Below are 24879 nucleotides of genomic sequence, written 5' to 3'. Positions count from 1 at the left end.
CGAAGTGCTAACAAGCGGGGCGTGGCGTGAACAAGGGGAAAGCTCTGAGGGTAAAGAAAAACCTCACCGCCGGTTGGGTGGTGAGGTTCGTTTTCTATATATCAGCAGCAGGAAAAAGATCAGGCGATTTCAGCCAAACGGGCGAGAGCTTCGTTTAGCTTGGCTTCTTCTTCTTCGCGGGCGGCAAGGTTAGCTTTGGCTTCCGCAACAACCTCTTCCGGGGCCGATGCCACGAATTTCGGGTTGTTCAGGCGCCCGCGCAGACCGCCGAGTTCCTTGGCCAACTTGCCTTTGGCTTTTTCCAGCCGCTCCTTTTCCGCACCAATGTCGATGATGTCCGCCAGTGGCAGGCCAAAGGAGGCACCGGGGGCAGCAATCGAGATCGTGCCCTTGGGCAGTTCATCCGCCTTGGTCAGGCTGTCGATCCGCGCCAGACGTTTGATCAGCGCTTCGTTGCGGTCCCATGCAGCTTGGCCGTGCGCGTCAATCTCAGTCACCAGCATCGGCACGTAGAGGCCAGCAGGAACCCGCATCTGTGCACGGGCCGAGCGGGTGTTTTCGATCACCGAGATCACCCAGTTCATTTCTCGATCCGCATCCGCGTCGATCAGGTTAGCCGCCGTATAGGTTGGCCAGTCTGCATGCACGACCATCTTGGGCCGCGTGCCGGTCAGGCCCCACAGCTCTTCGGTGATGAAAGGCATGATCGGGTGCAGCATGACCATGCACTGGTCCAGAACCCAGCGCATGGTGGCGCGGGTCTCGGCCTGTGCCTCGGCGTCATCGCCTTGCAGCAAGGGTTTAGAGAGTTCCACGTACCAGTCGCAGACCTTGCCCCAGACAAAGGCGTAGAGCCCGTTGGCCGCGTCGTTGAAACGATAGCTTTCCAGCGCCACGTCGACCTCTTCCCGCACACGGGCGGTTTCACCGATGATCCAGCGGTTCACGGCGGCTTTGGGTTTCAGGTCAGCCACGTCCAGTTGCGGGACAGCGTCGGTGAAGACCTCATTCATCTCGGCAAAGCGGACGGCGTTCCACAGTTTGGTGCCGAAGTTACGGTAACCTGTGATGCGCTCGCGCGACAGTTTCAGTACCCCGCCAATAGCCGCCATCGAGGCATTGGTAAAGCGCAGCGCGTCAGCACCGAATTCGTCCACGATCTCCAACGGGTCGATCACGTTGCCGGTGGTTTTGGACATCTTCTTGCCCTTCTCGTCGCGGACGAGCTGGTGCAGATACACGGTGTGGAACGGGATTTCGTTCACCACCGCCAGTTGCATCATCATCATCCGCGCGACCCAGAAGAACAGGATGTCAAAGCCGGTGATCAACACATCGGTTGGGAAATAGCGCTCTAACTCTTCGGTCTTTTCGGGCCAGCCCAGCGTGCCGATAGGCCAGAGGCCGGAAGAGAACCATGTGTCGAGCACGTCGGGGTCGCGCCAGACCGGGTAGACCAGCTTGGTCGGGTCTTGTTCGACTGCGTATTGAGCAAGGCTTTCGGCGAACTGATGGATCGCTTCCTGCTTATCGGCAACTTCGATGACAGTCGCGTGGCTCAGCGGGCTGGGTATGTTGGCATTGTCGTCGAGGAATTTCTCTGTAACTGCCTCAAGGCTTGCCGCGCATTCCATGACATTGCCACGATGCAGCATGCCGCCTTCGTTCAGCAAACGACCCAATTCGACCAAATCAAGGTCGCCGTCGTTTTCGTCGTCCTTGAAATTCTCAGCCGAGAGATCGAGGCCATACCAAACCGGTATCTGATGCCCCCACCACAGCTGGCGTGAGATGCACCAGGGCTCGATGTTTTCCAGCCAGTGGTAATAGGTCTTCTCGCCCGACTCGGGGATGATCTTGACAGTGCCGTCCTTGACCGCGTCCAGCGCAGGGCTGACGACCTTGGCGGCGTCGACGAACCATTGGTCGGTGAACATCGGCTCGATGACGACTTTCGAGCGGTCGCCGAAGGGCTGCATGATCGGTTTGCTTTCGACCAGCGGCACCAGCTTGTCCGCGCCTTCGTGTTCCGGCTTTAAAGCGGTCGAACCCAGACGTGGATCATCGGCGCGAGTCATGACAGCCAGACCGTCTGCAGTGATCTCCTCAACCACCTTCGCACGTGCCTCGAACCGGTCGAGGCCGCGCAGATGATCAGGGATCAGGTTGATCGCGTCGATCTCGTTCTCGGTGAACTCACGCCCGCGCGCGTATTCCTGCGCCTTGTCCGCCTCTTCGGCATAAGGCGCACCATCGGCGCGCATTGCGCCTTTGGTGTCCATCAGGCGATACATTGGAATGCCGCCGCGCTTGGCGACCATATTGTCGTTGAAGTCATGCGCACCGGTGATTTTCACCGCGCCCGAGCCGAAATCTGGATCAGGGTAATCATCGGTGATGATCGGGATCTGACGGCGATGCTCTTTCGGGCCTACCGGGATTTCGCAAAGTTTTCCGACGATGGGCGCATAGCGCTCATCCGATGGGTGAACCGCAACTGCGCCGTCGCCGAGCATGGTTTCGGGGCGAGTCGTGGCGATCGAGATATAGTCGCGCTCTTCCTCCAGCACGATATTCCCGTCCTCATCTTTCTCGACGTAAGTATAGGTCTCACCGCCCGCCAGCGGGTACTTAAAGTGCCACATATGGCCCGCAACTTCGATATTCTCGACCTCAAGGTCCGAAATCGCGGTCTCGAAATGCGGGTCCCAGTTAACCAGCCGCTTGCCGCGATAGATCAGACCCTTTTCGTACATGTCGACAAAAACCTTGATGACCGCGTCGTGGAAGTTCGGCGAGTTCTCATGACCTGTACGCGGGTCGCGCGGCGCACCTGCCATGGTGAAGGCATTACGCGACCAGTCGCAGCTGGAGCCCAAACGCTTGAGCTGCTCAATGATCGTGCCGCCGTATTCGCCCTTCCATTCCCAGACCTTGTCCAGAAACGCTTCACGTCCCAGCTCACGACGTCCCGGCTGCTGGGTGTTGGCCAACATCTTTTCCACCTGCATCTGCGTGGCGATACCAGCGTGGTCCTGACCGGGCTGCCATAGCGTGTCGAACCCGCGCATCCGGTGCCAGCGGGTCAGAATATCCTGCAGTGTGTTGTTGAACGCGTGGCCCACATGCAGCGCACCCGTCACGTTCGGTGGCGGGATCATGATGGTAAAACTCTCGTCGCGCGATTTGTTCGCGCCTGCCTTGAAGGCTCCGGCCGCTTCCCAGGCCTGATAGATGCGGGCCTCGGCCTCGGCCGCGTTGAATGTCTTTTCCATCGCCATGGGATGCGTCCTGCGTCAACAATATCGGGTCAGCGCCTGCAATAGCGAATGGACGCAGGAAGGGGAAGGCCCTGCGCGGCGGTCCTGCAATGATCAGCCGGGATTTGATGGGGCGGGCGCATAAAGATCCAGCTTTTCGCTGGCCCCTTGCCCCATCGCCTTGGCCTGATCGCTGCGGATGCGCGCGTGCAGGTCCAGCGCCTCAGGAGCAAACAGCTCGGTCGGCTCAGGGATATGGATGAAATTCCCCACCCGGTCCTCGCCCCGCGCCAGAATGGCATAGTCGCGATCCGCCACTTTTTGCTGCGCATTGGGGTTGAGATAACGGATAGCCAGGCCAATTCGACGATCATCAGATACGTTCGGCCCTGACCCGTGAATGGTCAGCCCATGGTGCAGCGACATCTGGCCGGGCTGCAACTCGATATGGGTTTTGTCTTCCTCCGCGACATCGACTGCTACCTCTTGCCCACGCGACAGAAGGTTGTTGTCGGAAAACGTATCATTATGCGGCAGGATCGGGTTCTTGTGGCTGGCCTTCACGAAATCCATGCAGCCACTCTCAACCGTCGCAGGGGATAGGGCGATCCAGGCGGTCAACTGGTCCGAGGTTTCACCCATGCCCCAATAGGTCAGGTCCTGATGCATGCCCACCACTTGCGTCGTGCGCGGTTCCTTGATGAACAGCTCAGCCGACCACAACAGCAGGTCTGGGCCCAAAACACCTTCGACAACGTCCAAAACGCGCGGGTCCAACGCGATGCGAGTGGCGAATGGCATCACCACATGCGCGTTGATGCGTTTGTACATGTTCAGGGGTAGCGGCAGGTCAGCCTCGCGCCAGCTGGCCTCGACATCTTCCAACTCGGCACGGTACCCGGCGGCTTCTGCGGCAGAGAACACGGGGATCGGAAATATAAACCCATCATCCCAATAGGCCTCGGCACTTTGGCTGTCCAATCGGCCATTCGTCAGCTTGATTTCTTTGGGCATGGAAACCTCCACTCGACTGAATTTAGGTTCAGCCTAGGCGCGGCCCAGATCGGCGCGCAACGCTGTTTCCAGACAGGAATGTCGCTTTCAGACCGTGCGGAGTTAATTTTCTCAGCCACTGGACAAGGTCCTGCTTCACGCTAGGGTCGCGCATTCAGGCAGCCAGAGGATCTTCCCATGGAAAAATTCGGCAAAAGCCAGCCCATCAAACGGACCGAGGACCAGCGGTTTCTGACCGGGCAGGGGCAATACATGGACGATTTTGTGCCCGAGAATGCGCTGTTCGCAGCATTCTTTCGCAGCCCGGTGGCGCACGCCAAAACTACGTCTCTGGACCTTGAAGATGCACTCGCTGCGGAGGGCGTGCGTTTGGTCATGACGCTGGAAGACCTGACTGCTGCCGGGATCGATACGGTGATGAACGCCACCACGGTTGCCAACCGCGACGGCAGTCAAGGCGCCGCCTCCGAGCGCTATATGCTGGCCAAGGACCGCGTGCGTTTCGTAGGCGAGCCTGTTGCAGTGATCATTGCCGACACATTGCTGCAAGCCCGCGATGCGGCCGAGCTGATCTGGATGGAAACCGAGGACCTGCCGGTCAAGATGGATGTCGCTGCGGGTGGGGAACCACTGCATCCGCAGGCCCCCGACAACCGCGCCTTTGACTGGGGATTGGGTGATGAAGAGGCGACCAATGCGGCCTTTCAGGCAGCAGCGCATAGCGTTGCGCTGAGCGTTCATGACAATCGGGTCATTGTGAGTTCGATCGAACCGCGCGGCTGTCAGGCCGATTGGTCGGATGGCCGTCTGCATTTCTCCTATGGCGGGCAGGGCGTCTGGGGGATGAAGGCGCAGCTGGCACAGAAGCTGAAGCTAAATCCGGAGGCGATCCGCGTTACCACGCCGGATGTAGGCGGTGGATTCGGTATGAAGGCGATGCCTTATCCCGAATACTTCTCGGTTGCCGTCGCCGCGATGAAACTTGGCCAGCCCGTCCACTGGATGTCGGACAGGTCAGAGGCAATGCTGTCGGATCACCATGGCCGCGACCTGACCTCACTGGCGGAACTTGCATTTGATGCCGATCACAAGATCACCGCCTATCGGGTTCACAGCAAGATCAACCTTGGCGCTTATAACAGCCATTTCGCGCAGGCGATCCAGACCAGCTTGTTCAGCCGGGTACTGATGGGGGTCTACGATGTGCAAACCACCTACTTGCGGGTCGAAGGTTTCTTCACCAACACCACGCAGGTCGACGCATACCGCGGGGCCGGTCGGCCCGAGGCGATCTATGTGCTGGAGCGCGTTATGGACCGCGCTGCGCGTGAGTTGGGCGTCGACCCGTGGGAACTGCGGCGCAAAAATTTCATCCGACCCGAGGCTTTCCCCTACAAAACCGCAACCGGTGAAACCTACGACGTGGGTAAATTCGACATGGTCCTCAGCCGCGCCGCTGAACAGACCGCAGGTTTTACGGCTCGCAAGTCCGCGGATGCGGAAAACGGCCTGATCCGTGGGCAGGGGCTTTGTTACTATATCGAAAGTATTCTGGGCGACCCTTCCGAAGGCGCGAAGGTTGAGTTTTGCGAGGACGGAACGGTGAACCTCTATGTCGGCACTCAGTCCAACGGGCAGGGGCATGAGACGGTCTATGCCCAGTTCCTGTCAGATCAGACGGGGATTCCCGCGCATCTCATCAATGTGGTGCAAGGCGACACGGACAAGCTGGCGCAAGGGGGCGGAACCGGCGGGTCACGCTCGGTCACGACCCAAAGCAATGCTACGCTGGTCACAGTTGATACGATGATCGCCGCATTCACGCCCTATCTTGCGGATAAGATGGGGGTCGAGGAAAGCGATGTGACCTTCGACCATGAAACCTTCCGCGCGCCGGGGTCCAACCTGACCCCCACGCTGACCGAGGCGGCCGAGATGGCGCGCGCGGACGGACGCACGGATCTGTTGCATCACGAAGCCCGCGCCACGCTAGATGCACGCAGCTATCCCAATGGTGCACATGTTGCCGAAGTCGTTATCGATTCTTTCACTGGTGAAACATGGGTCGACCGCTACACGGTGGTGGATGATTTCGGCAATCTTATCAACCCGATGCTGGCCGAGGGGCAGGTGCATGGCGGCGTGGTTCAGGGTATCGGTCAAGCACTGACCGAGCATGTTGTTCATGATGCCGAGGGGCAACTGCTCACGGCTTCGTTCATGGACTACGCCTTGCCCCGCGCTGCTGAGATACCCATGATAGAGTTTACCTCGGCGCCGGTTCCGTCAACCGCCAACCCGATGGGGATGAAAGGCTGTGGCGAGGCAGGCACCGTGGGCGCACTGGCCGCAGTGGCGAACGCGGTACAGGATGCGCTCTGGGATCACGGGGTGCGGCAGGCGGATATGCCTTTCACACCTCACAAAGTTTGGGAATTGTTGACGCATGGTTCTGTCGCGGCTGAGTAGAAAGGTACTGGGATGGCTCGGACGGCCTCTGCGGTCCGAGCACTCGGCCGAAACGCGCCACCGCGAACCTGTCAGCCATGTCATCATTCTTGACGGCACCATGTCGACTCTGGAAGCAGGGCGGGAAACCCACGCGGGCCAGACCCTGCGCCTGTGCTGCGAGATGGGCAGCCAGGTTTCGGTTTTCTACGAATCCGGCGTGCAGTGGGAAAGCTGGAAATCGACTATGGACGTGATGATGGGGCGGGGTATCAACCGTCAGATTCGGCGGGCCTATGGTTATTTGGCTTCGCGTTACAAACCCGGTGATAAGATCTTTTTCATCGGCTATTCACGCGGCGCATACGGGGTCCGCAGCCTTGCGGGCGTGATCGATGCTATCGGGTTGCTCAAGGCCGAACACGCCACTGTCCGCAATATCAAACAGGCCTATCGACACTATGAATGTAACGCCAATGGCGAAGCGGCGGCGGTCTTTCGTCGGGAGTTCTGTCACGAGGATGTCGCCATCGAGATGGTCGGCGTCTGGGACACGGTCAAGGCGCTGGGCCTGCGCCTTCCGCTGCTCTGGCGCTGGGCCGAGGAACGCCATGCCTTCCACAACCACCAGCTTGGCCCTGCCACCCGCCACGGCTATCACGCCATGGCGCTGGACGAGACCCGCGAAGTGTTCGAGCCGGTGCTGTGGAAATGCACGCCTGACTTCAAAGGCCATATCGAGCAGGTTTGGTTCCGCGGCACCCACGGCGATGTTGGCGGCCAGTTGAACGGGTTCGAAGAGGCCCGCCCCCTCAGCAACATCTCCCTGATCTGGATGCTGGACAAGGCCGAGCTGCACGGCCTGCCATTGCCCGAGGGCTGGCGCGACCGTTTCCCTAGCGATCCGCATGCGCAATCCGTGGGCACCTGGCGTGGCTGGGGTAAGATTTTCCTGCTGCGCAAGCATCGCAAAGTAGGGCGTGACCGGTCAGAGAAGCTGCATGTCTCGGTTTCGCCCGAGGAATTGCCCCGATGGGTGCCGATGCCAAATCTGCCTTCGCATCCGGCGCAGTGACAGAAGCAACAGCTTGCCTTCCTACGAAAGATGTATCAACAGCAGCCACAGCATTTCTGTCCCGTCAGTGCCGGGTGGACGTCTTAGCATCATCGAAAGACATGTGATTTATGCCGGATCCATACTTTTCTGAGCTCAAATACTTAGGTGGCCCGACCCTGGATTTTATCGAGGTCGCGGTTGACGCTGGTACGGATGTCTCGGGGTTGGTCGTGACGATCTATTTGAGCAATGGCTCGATCCGAACCACCAATACTCTGGCCGGTATCACGCCGACAACGGTTGCCGGTCGCGATATCTATGTCATCGACACGACAAGTTCCGGGACATTTAACGGATTGGGTAAAACCAATGGTATCTCGCTTTCCGAAGGGACAACGGTTTATCAGTTTAATTCTTTCAGCGATCCTCCAAGTCCCGGCCCGATCACTGCGAACACTGGCCCGGCCAACGGTATGCAATCGACAGTCATCGGGCAGGCCGGCGCTGGCGATTCCCTGATTTCGACCGACAATGGCGGCACATATACAGTCAATACCGATCCCACCCCGGGCAGCATCCCCTGTCTGACTGCGGGCACACTCGTATCCACTGATTTGGGTCCGGTGCCAGTAGAAGATCTGAAGCCTGGCCAGCTGCTTTTGCTGGCGCGGGGTGGCAATCAGCCTTTGCTGCAGATCATGCGCCGTTCACTCACTGCGCGCGAGTTGCGCCGCAATCCGAAACTCTATCCAGTGCGAATTTGCGCGGGCGCACTTGGACAAGGCCTGCCCCGACGTGATCTGCTTGTCTCGCGTCAGCATCGCATGCTGGTGTCCTCGGCGATTGTGAAACGCATGTTCGGTCGTTCTGAGGTTCTGGTCGCCGCGATAAGGCTGACCGATCTGCCGGGGGTTTATGTCGATGAAACCGTAGACAGCGTCACGTATTTCCATCTGGTCCTGGCGACGCACGAAGTGATTATCGCCGAGGGTGCCCCGACCGAGAGCTTGCTGATAGGACAGGAAGCGTTGAATTCACTCCCTCCTGCAATGGTCGAGGAACTTACTGTATTGTTTTCGGGCATTTCGACCGGGAGCCTCTCGGATACCAGTTATCTGGTGCCGGACAACGCGCGTCAGAAACAGCTGGTGTCGCGCCACGCTCAACACGCCCGATCATTGCTATCCGACTATACGGAAAGCACCCGTTCCGAAGACTAATGTCGATCGCGCGCAGGCCAATCAAGGCCAACCCCCGCTGTCATTTCTAAGAATTACCGCCGCCGATCTCTGCGCGAACTCATCGGCTGGAACGCCACGCCCACATGTGCCTCGCAGTACGGCTTGCCTGCCTCAACCGGCAGGCCGCAGAACCAGAAATCCTCGGTCGCGGGGTCGCCGACGGGCCATTTGCAGGTTTTCTCGGTCAGTTCCATCAGCGTCAGCTTTTTGGCCTTCTTCTCGATCTCGTTGACTTTGGCCAGCGCCTCGGGGCTGATTTCGTTGGCCGACGGCTGCGGAGGCAGCGGCTGGCCGGCGGGTATGATCTGGCGACGGGCCGGGGTGACCGGTTTGGCCTCGGGGGCTGGCACTGGACGGGCCGGTTCGGTCTTGGGTGTCGGTTTCGGTTTGGCCTCGGCCTTGGGCGCTGGGGCCGGTTTTTCCTTAGGCTCGGCCTTTGCCGGGCTTGCACCGGTGGCGCGGTTCGACAGGCCCAGACGGTGAACCTTGCCGATCACCGCATTGCGGGTCACGCCGCCCAGTTCCTTGGCGATCTGGCTGGCCGACTGGCCCTCGCCCCACATCTTTTTCAGCAGCTCTACACGCTCGTCAGTCCAGGACATCATTTGCCTTTCAAAAGCGGAAAGCGGCCCCGGATTCGGGCCGCCTTGGGAAATCATCTCAGCGCCCTATTCTAAACACTGCGGCCCGAGTTACAAGCGGTCTTCGAATCAGGTATGGGGCAGAGCATGCATAATCTCATGGATCACGACGCACGCCGCTTTGGCGCGGTGAATTGGATGGGCCTCTATACACTGGCGCAGCGCGAAACCCTGCGCTTTCTGGCCGTGTGGACGCAGACCCTGCTGGCACCGCTGGTGACGGCAGGCCTGTTCCTGCTGATCTTCAACATTGCTATTGGTCCCAGCCGACCGGATGTGATGGGGGTGCCGTTTCTGACCTTTCTGGCACCGGGCATCATGATGATGACCGTGATTCAGAACGCCTTTGCCAATACATCGTCATCGATGGTGATCGCCAAGGTTCAGGGCAATATCGTCGATACGCTGATGCCGCCGCTATCGCCGCTAGAAATCCTATTGGGTTATCTGGCCGGAGGCATCGCCCGCGGTATCCTGATCGCCCTTGTTGTCGCAATCGCTCTGGCGTTGGTTCTGGGCATCGTGCCGCAGAACCCGATGATCGCACTGATATTCGTGGTTTTAGGCGGCGCGTTCATGGGCGCGCTTGGGCTATTTGCCGGGATTTTTGCCAACAAGTTCGACCAGATGGCGGCGATCACCAATTTCATCGTCACGCCTTTGGCTTTCTTGTCCGGCACTTTCTATTCTGTGCAGGCGCTACCGCCAGTGCTCAATCGGCTAAGCCATGCGAACCCGGTCTTCTATCTGATTGACGGGTTGCGCTATGGGATGATCGGCGTGTCCGACAGCTCTCCTTGGTTGGGCATGGCGATCTGCGCCAGCGCGACATTGTTGGTTGGAGGATTGACCTGGCAGATGTTGCGTACCGGCTACCGGCTCAAGGCCTGACGGTGTATCGCCTCGCGCCAGACCAGAATCAGACCTCCGGTCAGGATGATGGCCGAGCCGATCAGGCTGATCCCATCCGGTATCACCTTGAATACCGCGAAATCGTAGAAGGCAGCGAAGATCAGCGTAGCGTAGCTGATCGGAGCCACAAAAGAGGCATCCGCCCGCGCCATTCCGTTGACGAAACAAGCCTGCGCACAGGCCATTAGCACACCAATCGAGGCCAGCGCCGCCCATTGCTGAGGCGTCGGCATCTGGAAAACGAAACTTACCGCGACTGTCGCAATGGTCAGACCCATCGCATTGTTGATCAGCAGAATCTGGATCGGTATTTCTCGGCCCGAGAGCTTTTTGATAAAGATCAGTTCCATCCCAATTATCACTGCTGCGGTCAGGGCCAGTAATGCAGCGGGTTGAAAGCTAGCGGGCGTTGGACGCAACAGAACCAAGGCACCGATCAAGGCCACGATGGCGGCCAACCAGCGCCACGGGCCGACACCTTCTTTCAGCAGCGGGATCGCCAACATCATGGCAAAGACCGGGTTCAGGAACGAGATCGCCGTTGCATCCGCAATCGGTATGAAAGCAACGGATGCAAACATCAGCGTGATCCCCAGCCAGCCGAAGCTCGTCCGTCCGATATGCAGACCCCAATGCGGGCGGCTCAGGCGGGGGCGCATGATGCCGACGGCTGTCACGATTACCAGAAAGGCAAACAGAAACCGTCCATGGCTGATCTGCATCGGATGCAGGGCAGGGCCAAGCACATCCGTCCCCAGTGCTTTCGCCAGCAATGTGGTCCCTGCGAGAAGGGCGCTGGCCGCAAGGATCAGCAGGGCCGCAAGGGCAGGATTCTGACGTATCGGTGTCATGGTTCAGCCGTGCGCCAGCGTCGGGTAAATGACAAGCGGTAAATCCCGGTCTCAGAATGATTTTTGCCCCGATCGCAAAAACGGGGTTTTCAGACCCGGTGCACCCCGCTATACGGCCTCACATGATCAATACCGCACATATCCTGCGCCTCCGACGCCGACGCCTGACCGCATAATCGGCCCGTTTGATCCATTTGCGCTGTCCAAATCCGCGCAAACCCCGCCAAATCAGTTGACGACCATGGCCCCAGTGTATCACTCACAGGGCTCAAGCTATTCGAAAAGGATGATCCGATGATCCCGTCCGTTCTGCCGACCTATAACCGCGCGCCCCTGACATTCGTGAAGGGCGAAGGCGCCTGGCTGACCGAGGCGGATGGCCGACGTTTTCTGGATCTGGGCGCGGGCATCGCGGTAAACGCGCTGGGTCATGCGCATCCGGCGCTTGTGGCGGCCCTGACGGAACAGGCGCATGCGCTTTGGCATGTTTCAAACCTCTATAACATTCCACAACAGCAGGCACTGGCGGACAAGCTGGTGGAACACACCTTTGCCGATACGGTGTTCTTCACCAATTCGGGCACTGAATCCTGCGAATTGGCCGTCAAAATGGCCCGCAAGTATTTCTATGACAAAGGTCAGCCCGAGAAGGTCGAGATCATCACCTTCGACGGCTCATTCCATGGCCGGTCATCGGCGGGTATCGCCGCCGCCGGGTCCGAGAAGATGACCAAAGGCTTTGGACCGCTGCTTCCCGGCTTTGTGCATCTGACATTCGGAGACCTCGACGGCGTCACCAACGCTATCACCGACACCACGGCAGCCATCCTGATCGAACCGGTGCAGGGCGAAGGCGGCATCCGCTCCGTTCCGGATGCAGAGCTGAAAGCCCTGCGCCAGATTTGCGATGATAACGGCCTTTTGCTGATCCTCGATGAAGTCCAATGCGGCGTTGGGCGGACCGGCAAACTCTTTGCCCATGAATGGGCCGGCATCACGCCGGATATCATGATGGTCGCCAAAGGCATCGGCGGCGGTTTTCCTCTGGGTGCGGTTCTGGCCACCGAAGAGGCCGCCAGCGGCATGACGGCAGGCACCCACGGCTCGACCTATGGCGGCAACCCCTTGGGCTGTGCCGTTGGCTGCGCGGTGATTGATCAGGTCGCTACTCCGGCCTTCCTCGAAGGTGTGAATCGCAAGGCAGGCCTGCTGCGTCAGAAGCTCGAAGGCCTGATCGCGGACCACCCCGAAGTATTCGAGGAGGTGCGCGGCTCAGGTTTGATGCTTGGCCTGAAATGCAAACCCGCCAATATCGACGTGGTCAACGCTGGCTATGACAACGAGGTCATAACGGTCCCCGCCGCAGATAACGTGATCCGCCTGCTGCCGCCGCTGACCCTCACCGAGGATGACATCGCACAAGCCCTGATCCGCCTCGAGAAAACTGCGGCACAAGTCGAAAACGCAATGGCTTCGGCCTGAACTCGCCTGATTGAAAAGTGAATTAAAATGAACCACTTCCTTGATATCCACAAAACTGACGCAGGTGATCTGCGGAACATGATCGATCAGGCCAGCGCGATGAAACAGGCGCGCCTTGGGCGTCCCAAAGCCGCCCCCGACGACGAGCAGCCTCTGGCAGGCCGCATGGTTGCGCTGATCTTTGAAAAGCCATCAACGCGGACCCGCGTGTCCTTCGATGTTGGCGTGCGCCAAATGGGCGGGCAGACCATGGTGCTGTCCGGCAAGGACATGCAGCTGGGCCATGGCGAGACCATCGCCGACACTGCACGGGTCCTGTCGCGCTATGTCGACATGATCATGATCCGAACCTTTGATGAAACCATCCTGACCGAGATGTCCGAATACTCGGACGTTCCCGTCATCAATGGTCTGACCGATCGTACACATCCCTGCCAAATCATGGCCGATGTGCTGACCTATGAAGAGCATCGCGGCCCCATCGCAGGAAAAAAGGTCGTTTGGACCGGCGATGGCAACAATGTCTGCGCTTCATTTCTGCATGCCGCCGGTCAATTCGGTTTCGACCTGACATTCACCGGCCCGGCGCAGCTGGACCCGGAAGAAGAATTCATGGGGCTTGCACGCCAGAAGGGCTCGAAAATCGTGATCGAACGGGACCCGCACAAAGCTGTTGAAGGGGCCGACCTCGTGGTCGCCGACACCTGGGTCTCAATGCACGATTCTCAATCCGCGAAGGAGCGCCGCCACAACATGCTGCGCCCCTATCAGGTCAACGCCGAGCTGATGTCGCATGCCAAGCCAGACGCGTTGTTCATGCACTGCCTGCCTGCGCACCGCGAAGAAGAGGCCACATCCGAGGTCATGGACGGCCCGAACTCGGTGATCTTTGACGAGGCCGAAAACCGCCTGCATGCGCAAAAAGCCGTGATGCGCTGGTGTCTGGGCGTCTGAGGCCGACAGCAATCTGGGAGAGCCATAGATGGCTCTCTTAAATCTCGGAGCAACCAATGCCACACATCACTCTGGAATTCTCTGCCGGGCTCGAAAAAACTCATGATTTTCAAGCCATCTGTGAGCAGCTCTATTCCGTGCTCGCCGCGCATGAAGAATTCGATGCCCCAACACTCAAAATCCGTGCCACCTCGTTTCCGTATTTCCGCATCGGGACCGAACCGCAGACCTTCATTCATGCCACGCTCTTGTTGTTGCAAGGCCGAGATGAGGCAACGCGCGCCGAGTTGAACGCGATCATTCTGAATGTTCTGGCTGCGTCTGCGCCCACGGTCGGCAGCATCACCGTGCGGGATGTTGAAATAGATCGCGCGACCTATGCCAAACGCCTATCAGCCTGACGCGGCCCCGGCATGCGTATGGGATGACTAAACGCGTCGGGTCACATCCCAGACCCGTAATCTGGCGAGCGTAGCGACGCACGCCAGAACTACCAGCACACACAATGCGATCTTGGTCATGATCTCCATTGTGCCCTCGATCAGCAGGGCGTGTACGACACTGCCCAGAATGGTTACCAGCGCCAGTCCTGTGTGCCCCAGACGCCAGAGCCGAAATCGCAGGTTCAGGCGTAGCCGCAAAACACCCATCGTTGCTGCAGCAAAACCCGTCCACATCGCGATCACACCCCAGACGGAAAAGGGTGTGGCTGATACGAATAGAAGCGCGTCCACGACATCCGGCGGGCTCGTGATCCACAAACCGCCCACATGGATTACGATCGCTGCGACAAGGGCCAGACCGCACCGCCTGTGCCATAAGCGGCTGCGCACAGGTGAAAGCCCAGGCAACCAGCGTCCGGCCAGCAAGGGTTGCATCAGCAGAAGGCACATCCCGACGATGCCCGCAAACCCGGCAAGGATGTAGATCGGCTCGCGCCACGCCAGATAGGGGCTGAATGCTGCCGCGATAACCGGCACCAGAAGGGCGACAATCAACGCTGCCCAGATCAGTATGCGCCTCAACACGTATCAGGCAGGCTGCAAGACGAAATGCGCGGCAAGCGTTTTATCCTTCGCGCTCGACATCACCGGGCGTAGGAAAACCGTCTCGAATTCGCCGCTGTCATAGGCGAGATGCCCGTGCGGTTGGCCAAAGGCGGGCACGATTTGTGGCATCTCAAGCCGAAATTCACCGTTCGCATCCGTCAGCGTCGCCCCATGGCTGCGCTGGTCGCGCTCGTGCCCTTCGGTCGTATGCGCCCAGATCTGGATACGCTGTCCGGGCAAGGGGGCTCCGTCGCCTGCGCGGCGCACGGTGCCGGTCATCCAGAAACCTCCGCCGCCGATGCGCTGCACAATAGGGGCGCCGGGGCGATAGTTGTTCGATCCGCCCCGCATGGACGGGGTCGGTGCAACGCCCTGCGCCCGCGCGGGCGTGGTCAGCCCGGCCGTGCCTAGCGCTGCAAAACAGCCCGCCGTAACCAACGCGCTGCGGCGGGTAAGAAGAACGTGCGACATCGAGAGGGCTCCTTTCGATAACGGGCATGGTGTCTGGCCTGACACTCAATCTAGCACGTTTGTTGCGAAAGCCGAGTTAAGCTGGTCTGAAGATCGGGTCATTTCATCACCGTCACGTGAGCGTTGCCGCCGTTTCCGCCCATCGTGCACTGTATATGTGCACTCATGCGCTATGCCAGATAATAAATCATACTATATTCCACATTATCAAACATATTGAAGCCCAAGCCAGATCCTGACCCAAGGGAGAGCGAGAATGAGCTGGAATCCGACCCATACCCCCGACTGCCGGTCCGAGAACCCGGCGCTAGACAGCCTGATCATCCCCCGTACCCGTGATCTGGGCGGGTTCGAGGTGCGCCGCGCGCTACCCTCGGTCAAACGGCAACTGGTCGGCCCCTTCATCTTCTTCGACCAAATGGGTCCGGCCGAATTCATCACCGAAGGCGGTATTGACGTACGGCCGCATCCCCATATCGGACTTGGTACCGTGACCTATTTATATCAGGGCGAGTTTGAACACCGCGACAGTCTCGGCACGCATCAGATGATCTATCCCGGCGAGGTCAACTGGATGGTCGCTGGGCGTGGTGTGACCCATTCCGAACGTACCAGTGACCAAACACGCGGCAAGAAACACAGCCTGTTTGGCATCCAGACTTGGATCGCCTTACCCGAAACGCACGAAGATATGGCCCCCGATTTCGAACACCACAAACAGGGCGCGTTGCCTCATATTCAGGATGCAGGCGTCAGCGCCCGCCTGATCCTTGGTTCCGCCTATGGCGAAACCAGCCCGGTCACCATGCTGTCCGAGACCTTTTATCTCGACGTCCAGCTCGAACCGGGTGCCTCCTTCCCGCTGCCCGACAATCACGAGGATCGCGGTGTCTATGTCACCACAGGCTCGGTCGAGATCGCAGGCGACAGCTTCGAGGCGGGTCGCATGATGGTCTTCCGCCCCGGCGATCACCTGTCCGTGAAGGCCGGACCACTGGGTGCGCGGCTGTTGTTGCTGGGCGGCGCAACCCTGAACGAAGATCGCTACATCTGGTGGAACTTCGTCTCCTCCTCGAAGGAGAAAATCGAAACCGCCACACGCGAATGGAAAACTGCCGACTGGGCGAACGGCGCCTTCCACCTGCCGCCCGGTGATGATCAGGAGTTCATTCCGATCTCGGAAGACCTCGAACGCACCCGACCCAGACGCGCCCGCGTCTGACCTCACGTCACGCTGGCTCCGTTGAACGATCCCGGCGATCCTTGGAGGCACAGCGGAGGTAAGCCATGAATATCGTCATCGCCGGTGCAGGCAGCATTGGCTGCTTTTGCGGTGCATTGCTGGCCGCAGCGGGACACAGCGTGACGCTGCTGGGTCGCGCGCGGGTGCTGAACGCCATTCGGGGACAGGGGCTGACGGTGACAGATTTCTCGAACCTGCATCGTCACGTCGCCGCCGCACAACTCACGCTCAGCGAAGACCCTGCCTGTCTCGGGGATGCCGAGTTGGTCATCGTCACGGTAAAAACCGGCGCGACCGCTGAGATGGCAGCGCTGATCGCCGCACACGCCACGGAAACGGCCCCGGTTCTGTCTTGGCAGAATGGGCTCGAGAGCGCCCGCACCCTGCGCACCGCTCTTCCCGGACGCGACGTTCGGGCTGGAATGGTGCCGTTCAACGTGGTGCCGACGGGCCCGGCAACCTATCACCGCGCCACATCGGGCGAGATCGTCATCGAGCGTGGCTCCCGGTCTCTGGCTGAACGCCTAAGCGCCCCAGATCTACCCGTCAGCGAAAGCGACCAGATCGAGGCAGTGCAATGGGGTAAGCTGGTGATCAACCTCAACAATGCATTGAACGCATTGTCCGGCCAGACCTTGCAAAACCAACTGCTCGACCGAAACTGGCGTCGCCTGATGGCTGATCAAATGGCCGAGGCGCAGCGTGTTTTGAAAGTCGCCGAGATCGAGGCCACCTCCACAACGCCACTACCCGCATGGATGACACCGCACATTCTACGTCTGCCAACGCCAATTTTTACACGAATTGCGGCAAAAATGCTGACCATCGATCCAAATGCGCGCACCTCGATGGCTTATGATCTGACGGCGGGTCGCCCGACCGAAATCGACAGTCTACAGGGCGAAATCATCAAACTCGGCCAACAGTACGCGATCCCAACCCCGATCAATAGCCGAGTCTCTCAACTCATCCACCAATCACCGGACACGCCGCTCACAGTCGACCAGATCATAACCTGATCCGTCTCTTCATCTGGCCTAAAATACCTCGGAGCGCGAGGCAGAGCCTCGCAAAATCCGATCAAGCGAACGCAGTCAAAACCCAGAAAATTAGCGCCGACATCACTGCCGCTGCCGGTACCGTGATCACCCAGGCCGCCACGATGGTCATGAAATGCGACCGCCGCACCAGCTTGCGCCGCCGCCGTTCCTCGCGCGCCAGTCGCAGCTCTGCCGGTCGCTGGCGGTTCGAGTATTTCCACCGCCGTTCTGCATGCCACTCCCGATAGAAGCCAACACCAAAGACGGCCCCAACCGCGATATGAGTCGAACTGACCGGCAGACCCAGCCAACTGGCGACGATGACCGTGATCGCCGCCGATAGCGCGACACAGAACGCCCGCATCGGGTTCAGCTTGGTGATCTGGCTGCCGACCATACGGATCAGCTTGGGACCGAACAGGAATAGGCCGAACGAGATGCCAAACGCGCCGATCACCATGACCCATGTCGGGATCGAGACTTTCGTGGCAAAATCTCCGAACTCGGCCGCATGCACGATCGCCGCCAATGGACCGACCGCATTGGCCACATCATTGGCCCCATGCGCAAAGCTCAGAAATGTGGCCGAAATCACCAGAGGCAGGCCAAACAATGTCTTCAACGACCGGGTCCGGTTCTCCAACCCTTCAGACTTGCGCTTGACCCACGGTACCGTCGCAGCCCAGACCAGGCCGCCAAAGGTCAGACCGATCAAAAGGGCAAATTGAAGATCAATTTTGACGATCCGCTTCAGGCCTTTGACCGACAAGTAGGTGGCAAACGCCCCTGCCATCACGGCAACCAGAACGGGCACCCAGCGCCGCGCTGCCGCGATCTTGTCGTCCTGATACTGGATCTTGTGTTTGATCAATGCCAGAAAGGCGGCTGCAATCATCCCGCCCAAAACGGGTGAGATCACCCAGCTGGCGGCAATCGCGCTCATCGTGCCCCAACTCACCGCGCTCAGGCCCGCTGCTGCAATGCCGGCACCCATCACGCCGCCGACCACCGAATGCGTGGTCGAAACCGGTGCCCCGACCCAGGTAGCCAGATTGACCCACAGTGCCGACGATATCAGGGCCGCCATCATCGCCCAGATGAACACATTGCTGTTCTGCACCGACATCGGATCGATGATGCCCTTAGAGATGGTCGAAACCACATCCCCCCCTGCCAGCAACGCGCCGGCGCTTTCTGCGATGGCGGCAATTAGGATGGCTCCGCCCATGGTCAGAGCATTGGCCCCCACTGCCGGGCCCATATTGTTGGCCACGTCGTTGGCACCGATATTGATCGCCATGTAAGCGCCGAATGCCGCAGCTGCGACAACGATCACACCACCATCGGCCCGTCCGAACAGAAGCGCTGCAGCCAAACCTGCCAGCGCGATAAAGGCCAGTGCAATTCCGGGGGCCAACAGAGGACGCGATACTTGGGCATTGGCGTGCTCAACGCGCGAGATACGCTGTAGGTCACGGTCCAGTGCGTGCCAACGGGCTTTAGTGGGGTGGTCTGACATCGGTTCACAACGGCTGTTTTGAATGATGCCCGCCGCTAAACGGTTCCAATGGGCGCGGCAACCTTTGTCATCAGTTTTTTACAATATTGTTACAATTGCAGTAGCAAGTCGCGCAATTCCGGCTCTTGCACGCGTTCGGCGGCCACCTTCGGGGACACCCAGCAGCGCTTACGCTGATCGGACTCGGGGAATACATCCGCCAGTCCGGTCACCTCGATCCGATAAACGCTGGTGATAACCGGCAACGCCGTGCCGTCATCCAACCTTTTGTCGTATGAGTAATGACCAACGGGATCTTTCTGCACCTCCGTTGCACGCACCCCAGCCTCTTCCCAGGCTTCCCGCAATGCGGTTTCCGGCCCGTTGAGCCCATCAATGGGCCAGCCTTTGGGGATAATCCAGCGTCCGGTGCCCCGACTGGTGATTAACAAAACGTCGTCACCGGGACCTGCCTTGCGGGTACACAACGCAGCAACCTGCACCCGGCTTGGGCGCTGGATCAGCGGTCGCGCGACCTCTTCCCAGATGTTGCGTATCCATGTCGTCATGTCAGGCCTGCTCGGGCGTATTCTTTTTGTAATTCGAAGAAGTTACATAATCATGTATTGCTGAGTTAACAATACCGCCCTCGGATAACCGCAAAATATGGCCTGAACTTTCAGTGTTTCGTGTATTTTTGCAGCAATTTGTGCGCTTTCCGCCGTTTCCGCCAATGAGGCTTATCAACGCCCACCTGATCAACTTAGCCTTTGCGCCGCTTCGCGCGCAGCGTTGGATCCGCCTGAGTTGGATCTTCGGGCCAGGGATGTTTTGGGTACTGCGCCCGCATGTCCTTGCGCACATCCGCATAAGACCCGGCCCAGAATCCGGGCAGATCACGGGTGATCTGGATCGGTCGCTGGGCCGGTGACAGCAGCGTGATCTTCAAAGGCTCGCCCCCAACCACCGGATGTTGCGTAACGCCAAATACCTCTTGTAGCCGAACCGAGATTTCGGGCACCGCACCGCCATAGTCAATTGGCAGCTTGCGGCCCAACGGAGTCACAAACGAGCCCGGCGCCCGCCGATCCAGTTCCTGCATCTGGTCCCAGTCCAGCCGGGCGCGCAGCGCGGGCAGCAGGTCGAACCGCTTCCAGTCATCGGCATTGCGCACGCCCGAGAGCATCGGCAGCAGCCAGTCTTCCAGCGTATCCATCAGCCCGGTTTCCGAGAAGTCCGGCAAATCAGCGCCTTCCGCGCGGATCAACTCGACCCGAGCGGCCAATCGCGCTGCGGCCCCGTTCAGCCGCACACCCAGATCGCGCACCCCGTCCAACATCGCCTGCGCCAATGCATCCTCGGGGACATCTTTCCAGATGCGGTCGTCCAGCGTGATCGCTCCGAACCGCTCTTGCCTGCGCGCCACGACACGGCGTTCGCGTTTCGACCAGTCGCAGCTGTCGACCCACGCGATCTGATCGCCGAATAGATCGCGAATTTCCCCCTCGGAAATCTGCGCTGCCATGCGCACACGCGCCTCACGCGGGTTCCCATCCGTATCCGTCACCACGAGATATGGCGCACCTGCCAGCGTATCACCGGCTTCCAGCACGACGCCTTTGCCACCCGACAGGACATAACGCGGGACATCTCCCTTGCGTCGCTGTCCGATGCGATCGGGATAGGCCAGCGCCGCCATCGCTGCCGGGCTCAGACCGCCCGCATCCTTAGATTGCGCGCGCAACCGTTTTGCTTCGCCCTTGATCCGATCCAGCGCGCCCATGTTGACCTGCCAGACCCGATTGCGCTGAAACGCGCGCACGTCTCGCAGCACCTCAAGCCTCAAAGACAGATCGACCGGCGCGCCCCGCAGCGGATCGCGTTCCGCCATCAGCGCCGCCAGTGTCGCGGCCTCAGGTCCCGCGTGCAGCAGCATGTGCCCCAGCCGAGGATGCAGCGGCAGCGCCGCCAGCGCCCGCCCATGTTCGGTGATCCTATCTTTGCCATCCAGGGCACCCAGCATCGCCAGCAACGCGCGCGCCTCAGCCAGCGTGCCTTCGGGCGGCGCGGTCGGAAACGCAAGATCACCCGGTTCTGCGCCCCAGAGCGACAATTCTAACGCCAGCCCGGTCAGATCGGCTGCCTCGATCTCGGCAGGCGGGTAGGCGGCTAGTGCACCTTCTTCGCCCTTGGACCACAACCGATAGCAGACACCTTCGGCCACACGCCCCGCACGGCCTGCGCGCTGCGTCGCTTCGGCCCGCGTCACCCGCTCGGTCACCAGCTGCGACATGCCTGATCCGGGATCGAACCGTGCCCGCCGGGCTTGCCCCATATCGACCACCACGCGGATATCGGGAATAGTCAGCGAGGTTTCGGCAATCGACGTCGCCAGAACCACCTTGCGACCTTGCTTAACCGGCGCAATCGCCGCGCGCTGGGCGGCAAAGGGCAGTGCTCCGAACAAAGGCCGCACTGAACAGGTGTCGGGTAGACGGCTGGCCAAAGCCGCCTCGGCCCGCCGAATTTCACCTTCACCGGGCAGGAACACCAGCATGCCCCCTTTGGTTTCCCGTTCGGCTCGCACCACCAGATCGATCAGCGCGTCCAGTCGCCGCGCCTGCGGCGCCAAAGGCCGGTCCAACCAGCGGGTCTCGACCGGATAGCTGCGCCCTTCGGATGTCACCAGAGGCGCGTTCATCAGCTGGCCCACCGGTTCAGCATCCAGCGTCGCGGACATCGCCAGCAAGATCAGGTCATCGCGCAACGCTCCAGTCACCTCAAGGCACAGTGCAAGCCCAAGATCGGCGTTCAGGGACCGTTCGTGGAATTCATCGAATATCACAGCACCTACGCCGGGCAGGTCAGGTTCGGATTGCAGCATCCGTGTCAGGATACCTTCGGTCACAACCTCGATGTGCGTCGCCTTTGAAACTTTCACGTCTCCACGGACACGATAGCCCACGGTCTGGCCCACGGGCTCACCCAGCGTCTCAGCCATGCGTTCGGCGGCGGCGCGGGCGGCCAGCCGCCGGGGTTCCAGCATGACGATCCGGCCCTCGCACAGACCGGCCTGCAGCATCTCAAGCGGCACGCGGGTTGTCTTGCCCGCACCCGGCGGCGCCTGCAGCACCGCGCGCCCATGCGTTCGCAAGGCGTTCAGAAGATCGGGAATGGCGTCATCAATGGGCAACCGGGTCATATCGCCTTATCGCCAAAGCCTCGGCCAAGGTCCAGCGTCGCCAAACTCGGCTCCGGTTGGGGCTGGACAAACCGGGTCATCCCCCCTCATCTAGGGCAAATTCCAGCCGGGGACTTACCGATGAACATTGCCGAGCTTGGCGACAGGATCTTGAACGGAGAGCGCAGGGCATTGGCCCGTGCGATCACACTGGTCGAAAGCGGGCGTGAAGATCATCGAGCGCAGGCAACCGCGCTGCTGGATCAATTGAGCGGCGCCGGGCGCCAGGCGTTGCGGATCGGCCTGTCGGGCACGCCGGGTGTGGGCAAATCGACCTTTATCGAAAGCTTCGGCATGATGCTGACGGGGCAGGGGCTGCGTGTTGCGGTTCTTGCAGTTGACCCCAGCTCGGCCCGTTCGGGGGCTCGATCCTGGGCGATAAGACCCGCATGGAAAGACTGAGCCGCGAGAAAGACGCCTTTATCCGCCCGTCCCCCAGCCAGAGCCATCTTGGTGGCGTGGCGCGCCGCACACGCGAAGCGATTGCACTTTGTGAGGCGGCTGGTTTTGACGTCGTGCTGATTGAAACCGTGGGTGTGGGCCAATCGGAAACCGTTGTGGCCGAGATGTCTGACCTGTTCCTGCTGCTGCTGGCCCCGGCGGGCGGAGATGAGTTGCAGGGCGTCAAGCGCGGCATCATGGAGATGGCCGACATGATCCTGATCAACAAGGCCGATGGCGACCTGAAAGCGACTGCAACCCGCACCTGCGCCGATTACGCGGGCGCGCTGCGTCTGCTGCGCAAACGCCCGCAGGACCCCGAAGGGTTTCCCAAGGCCATGACCGTTTCAGCGGTTGAAGAGCATGGGCTGGAACAGGCCTGGGACGAGATGCAGGCCCTGACAACCTGGCGGCGCGAAGCCGGGCATTGGGTATTGAACCGCGCCACACAGGCACAATACTGGTTCGAGCAAGAGGTACGCCACGCATTGCTTGCGCGTCTCGAAACGCCACAGATGCGCAGTCGGATGAGCGATCTTGGCGCTCAGGTCAGTGCGGGCCACCTCAGCCCATCGGCGGCGGCCGAACAAATCCTCTCCGGGCTGTCCGACGCGTAACACTCTGGCGGTATGATGCGTGCGCGGCTGGTGCGCTGACCGCTAATCGTGTATTAAAGCTACATATATTGTTGTGTTTGAGTGTAAGTCACTGCGTTTGAACCGGGTTGAGAAAGGGCTTGGTCAGCTCGGATCGTGCCTGGATTCTCCGAGGAACGGGACACGTCAGAATGCCCAATATCAATGGTACCAACGGCGACGACGATATCGATGTCACAAATGACAACGGTACTCTGAACGGAAACCCGGCGACGCCTCCGGTGACCGGTATCCGTGGCCGTGGCGGCGATGACGATATCACCATCACCAATAGCACCATTGCCAACAATGTCCTGGGCAATGCAGGCACCGACACGATCATTGTCACCAACAGCACGGTTGGCGGGCGCATCGCTAGCGGGTCCGATGCGGATACGGTTGATATCAGGGGGTCAACCGTCGGCGATATCCGGCTTGGTGCCGGTAATGACACGCTGAATTTCACTAGCACCACGGTGTCGGGTGACATTCGCGGCGGCAGCGGAACCGACACGCTGAACCTCCCTGAGGGCACTGTTATCACGGACGATACTTTCGGGGTGATTACGGTCGAAGACGGGGTTGGTTATTCAGTCTCGAGCGGCACATTTACCCTGCCTTCAGGCATCACCGTCACGTATTCAGCGTTCGAGAACGGGTCGGGTATGCCCTGTTTCACGCGCGATACATTGATCACGACACAGGATGGGCGATCCCTGATCCAGTCGTTGCGCACCGGTGATCTGGTCCACACACTTGGGCAGGGCCTACACCCGATCCGTTGGATCGGGCGGCGCGAATTTGATCGCTTCCAGCTTGAAGCCAACCCCAGACTCTGGCCTGTGCGTATCCTTGCAGGGGCATTGGGCGAGGGGTTGCCGCATCGCGATCTGCTGGTCTCGCGCCAGCATCGGATGCTGGTGCACTCAAAGATCGCCCAACGCATGTTCGGCACGACCGAGGTTCTGATTCCGGCCATCAAACTCACCGCAATGCCGGATATCTACGTTGATGAAAGCGTGGAAAGCGTCGAGTATTACCACCTGCTGTTCGACCGCCATCAGGTGATCTTTGCCGAGGATGCGCCAACCGAAAGCCTCTATACCGGCCCCGAAGCGCTGAAAATGCTGAGCGCCGCGTCGCGTCGCGAGATATTCGAGATTTTTCCCGAACTTACAGACCTTGACTACCGCGCCGACCCGGCCCGCATGATCCCCGGCGGGCGGCTGCAAGCGCAGTTGATCACGCGGCATTTGAAGAATAACAAGCCGCTGTTGCGGATGTCCCCGATCTTGACCTCAAATGAATTCAACTCGGGTGCAAAGATTTCGCCGCAGCCGTCTTGACCCTTCGCGCGATTCCCACTAAACGCATCCAACCAGTTTTCGGGCGCGACTTCGG

The 24879-nt window shown here is 59.9% G+C and carries 19 protein-coding genes and 1 pseudogene; 11 read left to right on the top strand and 9 right to left on the bottom strand.

Translation table 11 applies throughout. From position 1 onward, the window contains the following. Window positions 1–119: 119 nt before the first annotated feature. Window positions 120–3281, bottom strand: a complete 3162-nt coding sequence (locus AC1DFB_RS10790; protein ID WP_480921234.1) for a valine--tRNA ligase — start codon at window positions 3279–3281, stop codon at window positions 120–122. Window positions 3282–3374: 93 nt separating this feature from the next. Continuing rightward, complete coding sequence (locus AC1DFB_RS10785; RefSeq protein WP_170404230.1) at window positions 3375–4274, bottom strand: phytanoyl-CoA dioxygenase family protein; 900 nt, start codon at window positions 4272–4274, stop codon at window positions 3375–3377. 177 nt (window positions 4275–4451) lie between these two features. On the opposite strand from AC1DFB_RS10785, the gene AC1DFB_RS10780 reads away from it, so the two are divergent. The 3 genes from AC1DFB_RS10780 to AC1DFB_RS10770 all read left to right on the top strand — a co-directional run bounded on the left by AC1DFB_RS10780 (window position 4452) and on the right by AC1DFB_RS10770 (window position 8999). Then, entirely contained in the window at window positions 4452–6743 is a 2292-nt protein-coding gene (locus AC1DFB_RS10780; protein ID WP_480921233.1) for a xanthine dehydrogenase family protein molybdopterin-binding subunit, read from the top strand. Beyond that, window positions 6721–7797 carry a DUF2235 domain-containing protein gene (locus tag AC1DFB_RS10775; protein WP_480570826.1) on the top strand — a complete coding sequence of 359 codons (1077 nt, stop codon included), beginning with the start codon at window positions 6721–6723 and terminating at the stop codon, window positions 7795–7797. The genes AC1DFB_RS10780 and AC1DFB_RS10775 overlap by 23 nt, the downstream gene beginning before the upstream one ends. A gap of 110 nt (window positions 7798–7907) precedes the next feature. Continuing rightward, a complete protein-coding gene (locus AC1DFB_RS10770; protein WP_480921232.1) occupies window positions 7908–8999 on the top strand; it encodes a Hint domain-containing protein in 1092 nt (363 codons plus the stop codon). 53 nt (window positions 9000–9052) lie between these two features. On the opposite strand, the gene AC1DFB_RS10765 is transcribed toward AC1DFB_RS10770, so the two are convergent. Then, complete coding sequence (locus AC1DFB_RS10765; protein ID WP_480921231.1) at window positions 9053–9622, bottom strand: GcrA family cell cycle regulator; 570 nt, start codon at window positions 9620–9622, stop codon at window positions 9053–9055. A gap of 126 nt (window positions 9623–9748) precedes the next feature. On the opposite strand from AC1DFB_RS10765, the gene AC1DFB_RS10760 reads away from it, so the two are divergent. Further along, complete coding sequence (locus AC1DFB_RS10760; RefSeq protein ID WP_170511463.1) at window positions 9749–10552, top strand: ABC transporter permease; 804 nt, start codon at window positions 9749–9751, stop codon at window positions 10550–10552. On the opposite strand, the gene AC1DFB_RS10755 is transcribed toward AC1DFB_RS10760, so the two are convergent. Further along, window positions 10534–11424, bottom strand: a complete 891-nt coding sequence (locus tag AC1DFB_RS10755; RefSeq protein ID WP_170397236.1) for a DMT family transporter — start codon at window positions 11422–11424, stop codon at window positions 10534–10536. The genes AC1DFB_RS10760 and AC1DFB_RS10755 overlap by 19 nt on opposite strands. A gap of 294 nt (window positions 11425–11718) precedes the next feature. On the opposite strand from AC1DFB_RS10755, the gene AC1DFB_RS10750 reads away from it, so the two are divergent. Genes AC1DFB_RS10750 through AC1DFB_RS10740 form a run of 3 tightly spaced genes read left to right on the top strand, consistent with a single transcriptional unit; the run spans window position 11719 to window position 14261 of the window. Then, window positions 11719–12906 (top strand): acetylornithine transaminase, encoded by a 1188-nt coding sequence (locus AC1DFB_RS10750; protein ID WP_480921230.1) that lies wholly within the window; start codon window positions 11719–11721, stop codon window positions 12904–12906. 27 nt (window positions 12907–12933) lie between these two features. Next, window positions 12934–13860, top strand: coding sequence for an ornithine carbamoyltransferase (gene argF, locus AC1DFB_RS10745; RefSeq protein ID WP_170404219.1), 927 nt, complete (start codon window positions 12934–12936; stop codon window positions 13858–13860). Between the two features lie 56 nt (window positions 13861–13916). After that, window positions 13917–14261 (top strand): tautomerase family protein, encoded by a 345-nt coding sequence (locus tag AC1DFB_RS10740; protein ID WP_170511329.1) that lies wholly within the window; start codon window positions 13917–13919, stop codon window positions 14259–14261. Between the two features lie 27 nt (window positions 14262–14288). Here the strand turns inward: AC1DFB_RS10740 and AC1DFB_RS10735 are convergent, their stop codons facing one another. Then, complete coding sequence (locus AC1DFB_RS10735; protein ID WP_480921229.1) at window positions 14289–14885, bottom strand: ferric reductase-like transmembrane domain-containing protein; 597 nt, start codon at window positions 14883–14885, stop codon at window positions 14289–14291. Window positions 14886–14891: 6 nt separating this feature from the next. Next, a complete protein-coding gene (locus tag AC1DFB_RS10730; RefSeq protein ID WP_170397223.1) occupies window positions 14892–15380 on the bottom strand; it encodes a peptidase associated/transthyretin-like domain-containing protein in 489 nt (162 codons plus the stop codon). A 256-nt stretch (window positions 15381–15636) separates the two neighbouring features. Between AC1DFB_RS10730 and AC1DFB_RS10725 the strand changes: the two genes are divergently transcribed. Together AC1DFB_RS10725 and AC1DFB_RS10720 are read left to right on the top strand one after the other, a co-directional pair. Further along, complete coding sequence (locus AC1DFB_RS10725) at window positions 15637–16602, top strand: pirin family protein (protein ID WP_480921228.1); 966 nt, start codon at window positions 15637–15639, stop codon at window positions 16600–16602. Between the two features lie 65 nt (window positions 16603–16667). Beyond that, on the top strand, window positions 16668–17642 hold the full coding sequence (locus AC1DFB_RS10720; protein ID WP_480921227.1) for a 2-dehydropantoate 2-reductase: 975 nt from the start codon (window positions 16668–16670) through the stop codon (window positions 17640–17642). A 61-nt stretch (window positions 17643–17703) separates the two neighbouring features. Here AC1DFB_RS10720 and AC1DFB_RS10715 read toward each other — a convergent pair whose 3' ends face one another. The 3 genes from AC1DFB_RS10715 to hrpB form a co-directional block, all read right to left on the bottom strand. Continuing rightward, window positions 17704–19182, bottom strand: coding sequence for an inorganic phosphate transporter (locus AC1DFB_RS10715; protein ID WP_480921226.1), 1479 nt, complete (start codon window positions 19180–19182; stop codon window positions 17704–17706). A gap of 89 nt (window positions 19183–19271) precedes the next feature. Further along, window positions 19272–19730 carry an NUDIX hydrolase gene (locus AC1DFB_RS10710; RefSeq protein ID WP_170511319.1) on the bottom strand — a complete coding sequence of 153 codons (459 nt, stop codon included), beginning with the start codon at window positions 19728–19730 and terminating at the stop codon, window positions 19272–19274. A 194-nt stretch (window positions 19731–19924) separates the two neighbouring features. Further along, the gene (gene hrpB / locus AC1DFB_RS10705; RefSeq protein WP_480921225.1) at window positions 19925–22363 is read right to left on the bottom strand and encodes an ATP-dependent helicase HrpB; all 2439 of its coding nucleotides are present in this window, start codon (window positions 22361–22363) and stop codon (window positions 19925–19927) included. 120 nt (window positions 22364–22483) lie between these two features. On the opposite strand from hrpB, the pseudogene meaB reads away from it, so the two are divergent. Further along, window positions 22484–23460 (top strand): annotated as a pseudogene (gene meaB, locus AC1DFB_RS10700) (methylmalonyl Co-A mutase-associated GTPase MeaB). A gap of 170 nt (window positions 23461–23630) precedes the next feature. Next, a complete protein-coding gene (locus AC1DFB_RS10695) occupies window positions 23631–24824 on the top strand; it encodes a Hint domain-containing protein (RefSeq protein WP_170397212.1) in 1194 nt (397 codons plus the stop codon). The last annotated feature ends 55 nt before the right edge of the window (window positions 24825–24879 follow it).

The sequence above is a fragment of the Ruegeria sp. S84 genome (assembly GCF_056583445.1).
Note: the sequence above shows the minus strand (reverse complement) of the source record. Positions and strands in the feature narration are given on the sequence as shown.

What these genes read in the sequence shown, in the direction of transcription:
- AC1DFB_RS10790 (WP_480921234.1), bottom strand. Translation starts at nt 3,281, where the DNA reads ATGGCGATGGAAAAGACATTCAACGCGGCCGAGGCCGAGGCCCGCATC.
- AC1DFB_RS10785 (WP_170404230.1), bottom strand. Translation starts at nt 4,274, where the DNA reads ATGCCCAAAGAAATCAAGCTGACGAATGGCCGATTGGACAGCCAAAGT.
- AC1DFB_RS10780 (WP_480921233.1), top strand. Translation starts at nt 4,452, where the DNA reads ATGGAAAAATTCGGCAAAAGCCAGCCCATCAAACGGACCGAGGACCAG.
- AC1DFB_RS10775 (WP_480570826.1), top strand. Translation starts at nt 6,721, where the DNA reads ATGGTTCTGTCGCGGCTGAGTAGAAAGGTACTGGGATGGCTCGGACGG.
- AC1DFB_RS10770 (WP_480921232.1), top strand. Translation starts at nt 7,908, where the DNA reads ATGCCGGATCCATACTTTTCTGAGCTCAAATACTTAGGTGGCCCGACC.
- AC1DFB_RS10765 (WP_480921231.1), bottom strand. Translation starts at nt 9,622, where the DNA reads ATGTCCTGGACTGACGAGCGTGTAGAGCTGCTGAAAAAGATGTGGGGC.
- AC1DFB_RS10760 (WP_170511463.1), top strand. Translation starts at nt 9,749, where the DNA reads ATGCATAATCTCATGGATCACGACGCACGCCGCTTTGGCGCGGTGAAT.
- AC1DFB_RS10755 (WP_170397236.1), bottom strand. Translation starts at nt 11,424, where the DNA reads ATGACACCGATACGTCAGAATCCTGCCCTTGCGGCCCTGCTGATCCTT.
- AC1DFB_RS10750 (WP_480921230.1), top strand. Translation starts at nt 11,719, where the DNA reads ATGATCCCGTCCGTTCTGCCGACCTATAACCGCGCGCCCCTGACATTC.
- argF (WP_170404219.1), top strand. Translation starts at nt 12,934, where the DNA reads ATGAACCACTTCCTTGATATCCACAAAACTGACGCAGGTGATCTGCGG.
- AC1DFB_RS10740 (WP_170511329.1), top strand. Translation starts at nt 13,917, where the DNA reads ATGCCACACATCACTCTGGAATTCTCTGCCGGGCTCGAAAAAACTCAT.
- AC1DFB_RS10730 (WP_170397223.1), bottom strand. Translation starts at nt 15,380, where the DNA reads ATGTCGCACGTTCTTCTTACCCGCCGCAGCGCGTTGGTTACGGCGGGC.
- AC1DFB_RS10725 (WP_480921228.1), top strand. Translation starts at nt 15,637, where the DNA reads ATGAGCTGGAATCCGACCCATACCCCCGACTGCCGGTCCGAGAACCCG.
- AC1DFB_RS10720 (WP_480921227.1), top strand. Translation starts at nt 16,668, where the DNA reads ATGAATATCGTCATCGCCGGTGCAGGCAGCATTGGCTGCTTTTGCGGT.
- AC1DFB_RS10715 (WP_480921226.1), bottom strand. Translation starts at nt 19,182, where the DNA reads ATGTCAGACCACCCCACTAAAGCCCGTTGGCACGCACTGGACCGTGAC.
- AC1DFB_RS10710 (WP_170511319.1), bottom strand. Translation starts at nt 19,730, where the DNA reads ATGACGACATGGATACGCAACATCTGGGAAGAGGTCGCGCGACCGCTG.
- hrpB (WP_480921225.1), bottom strand. Translation starts at nt 22,363, where the DNA reads ATGACCCGGTTGCCCATTGATGACGCCATTCCCGATCTTCTGAACGCC.
- AC1DFB_RS10695 (WP_170397212.1), top strand. Translation starts at nt 23,631, where the DNA reads ATGCCCAATATCAATGGTACCAACGGCGACGACGATATCGATGTCACA.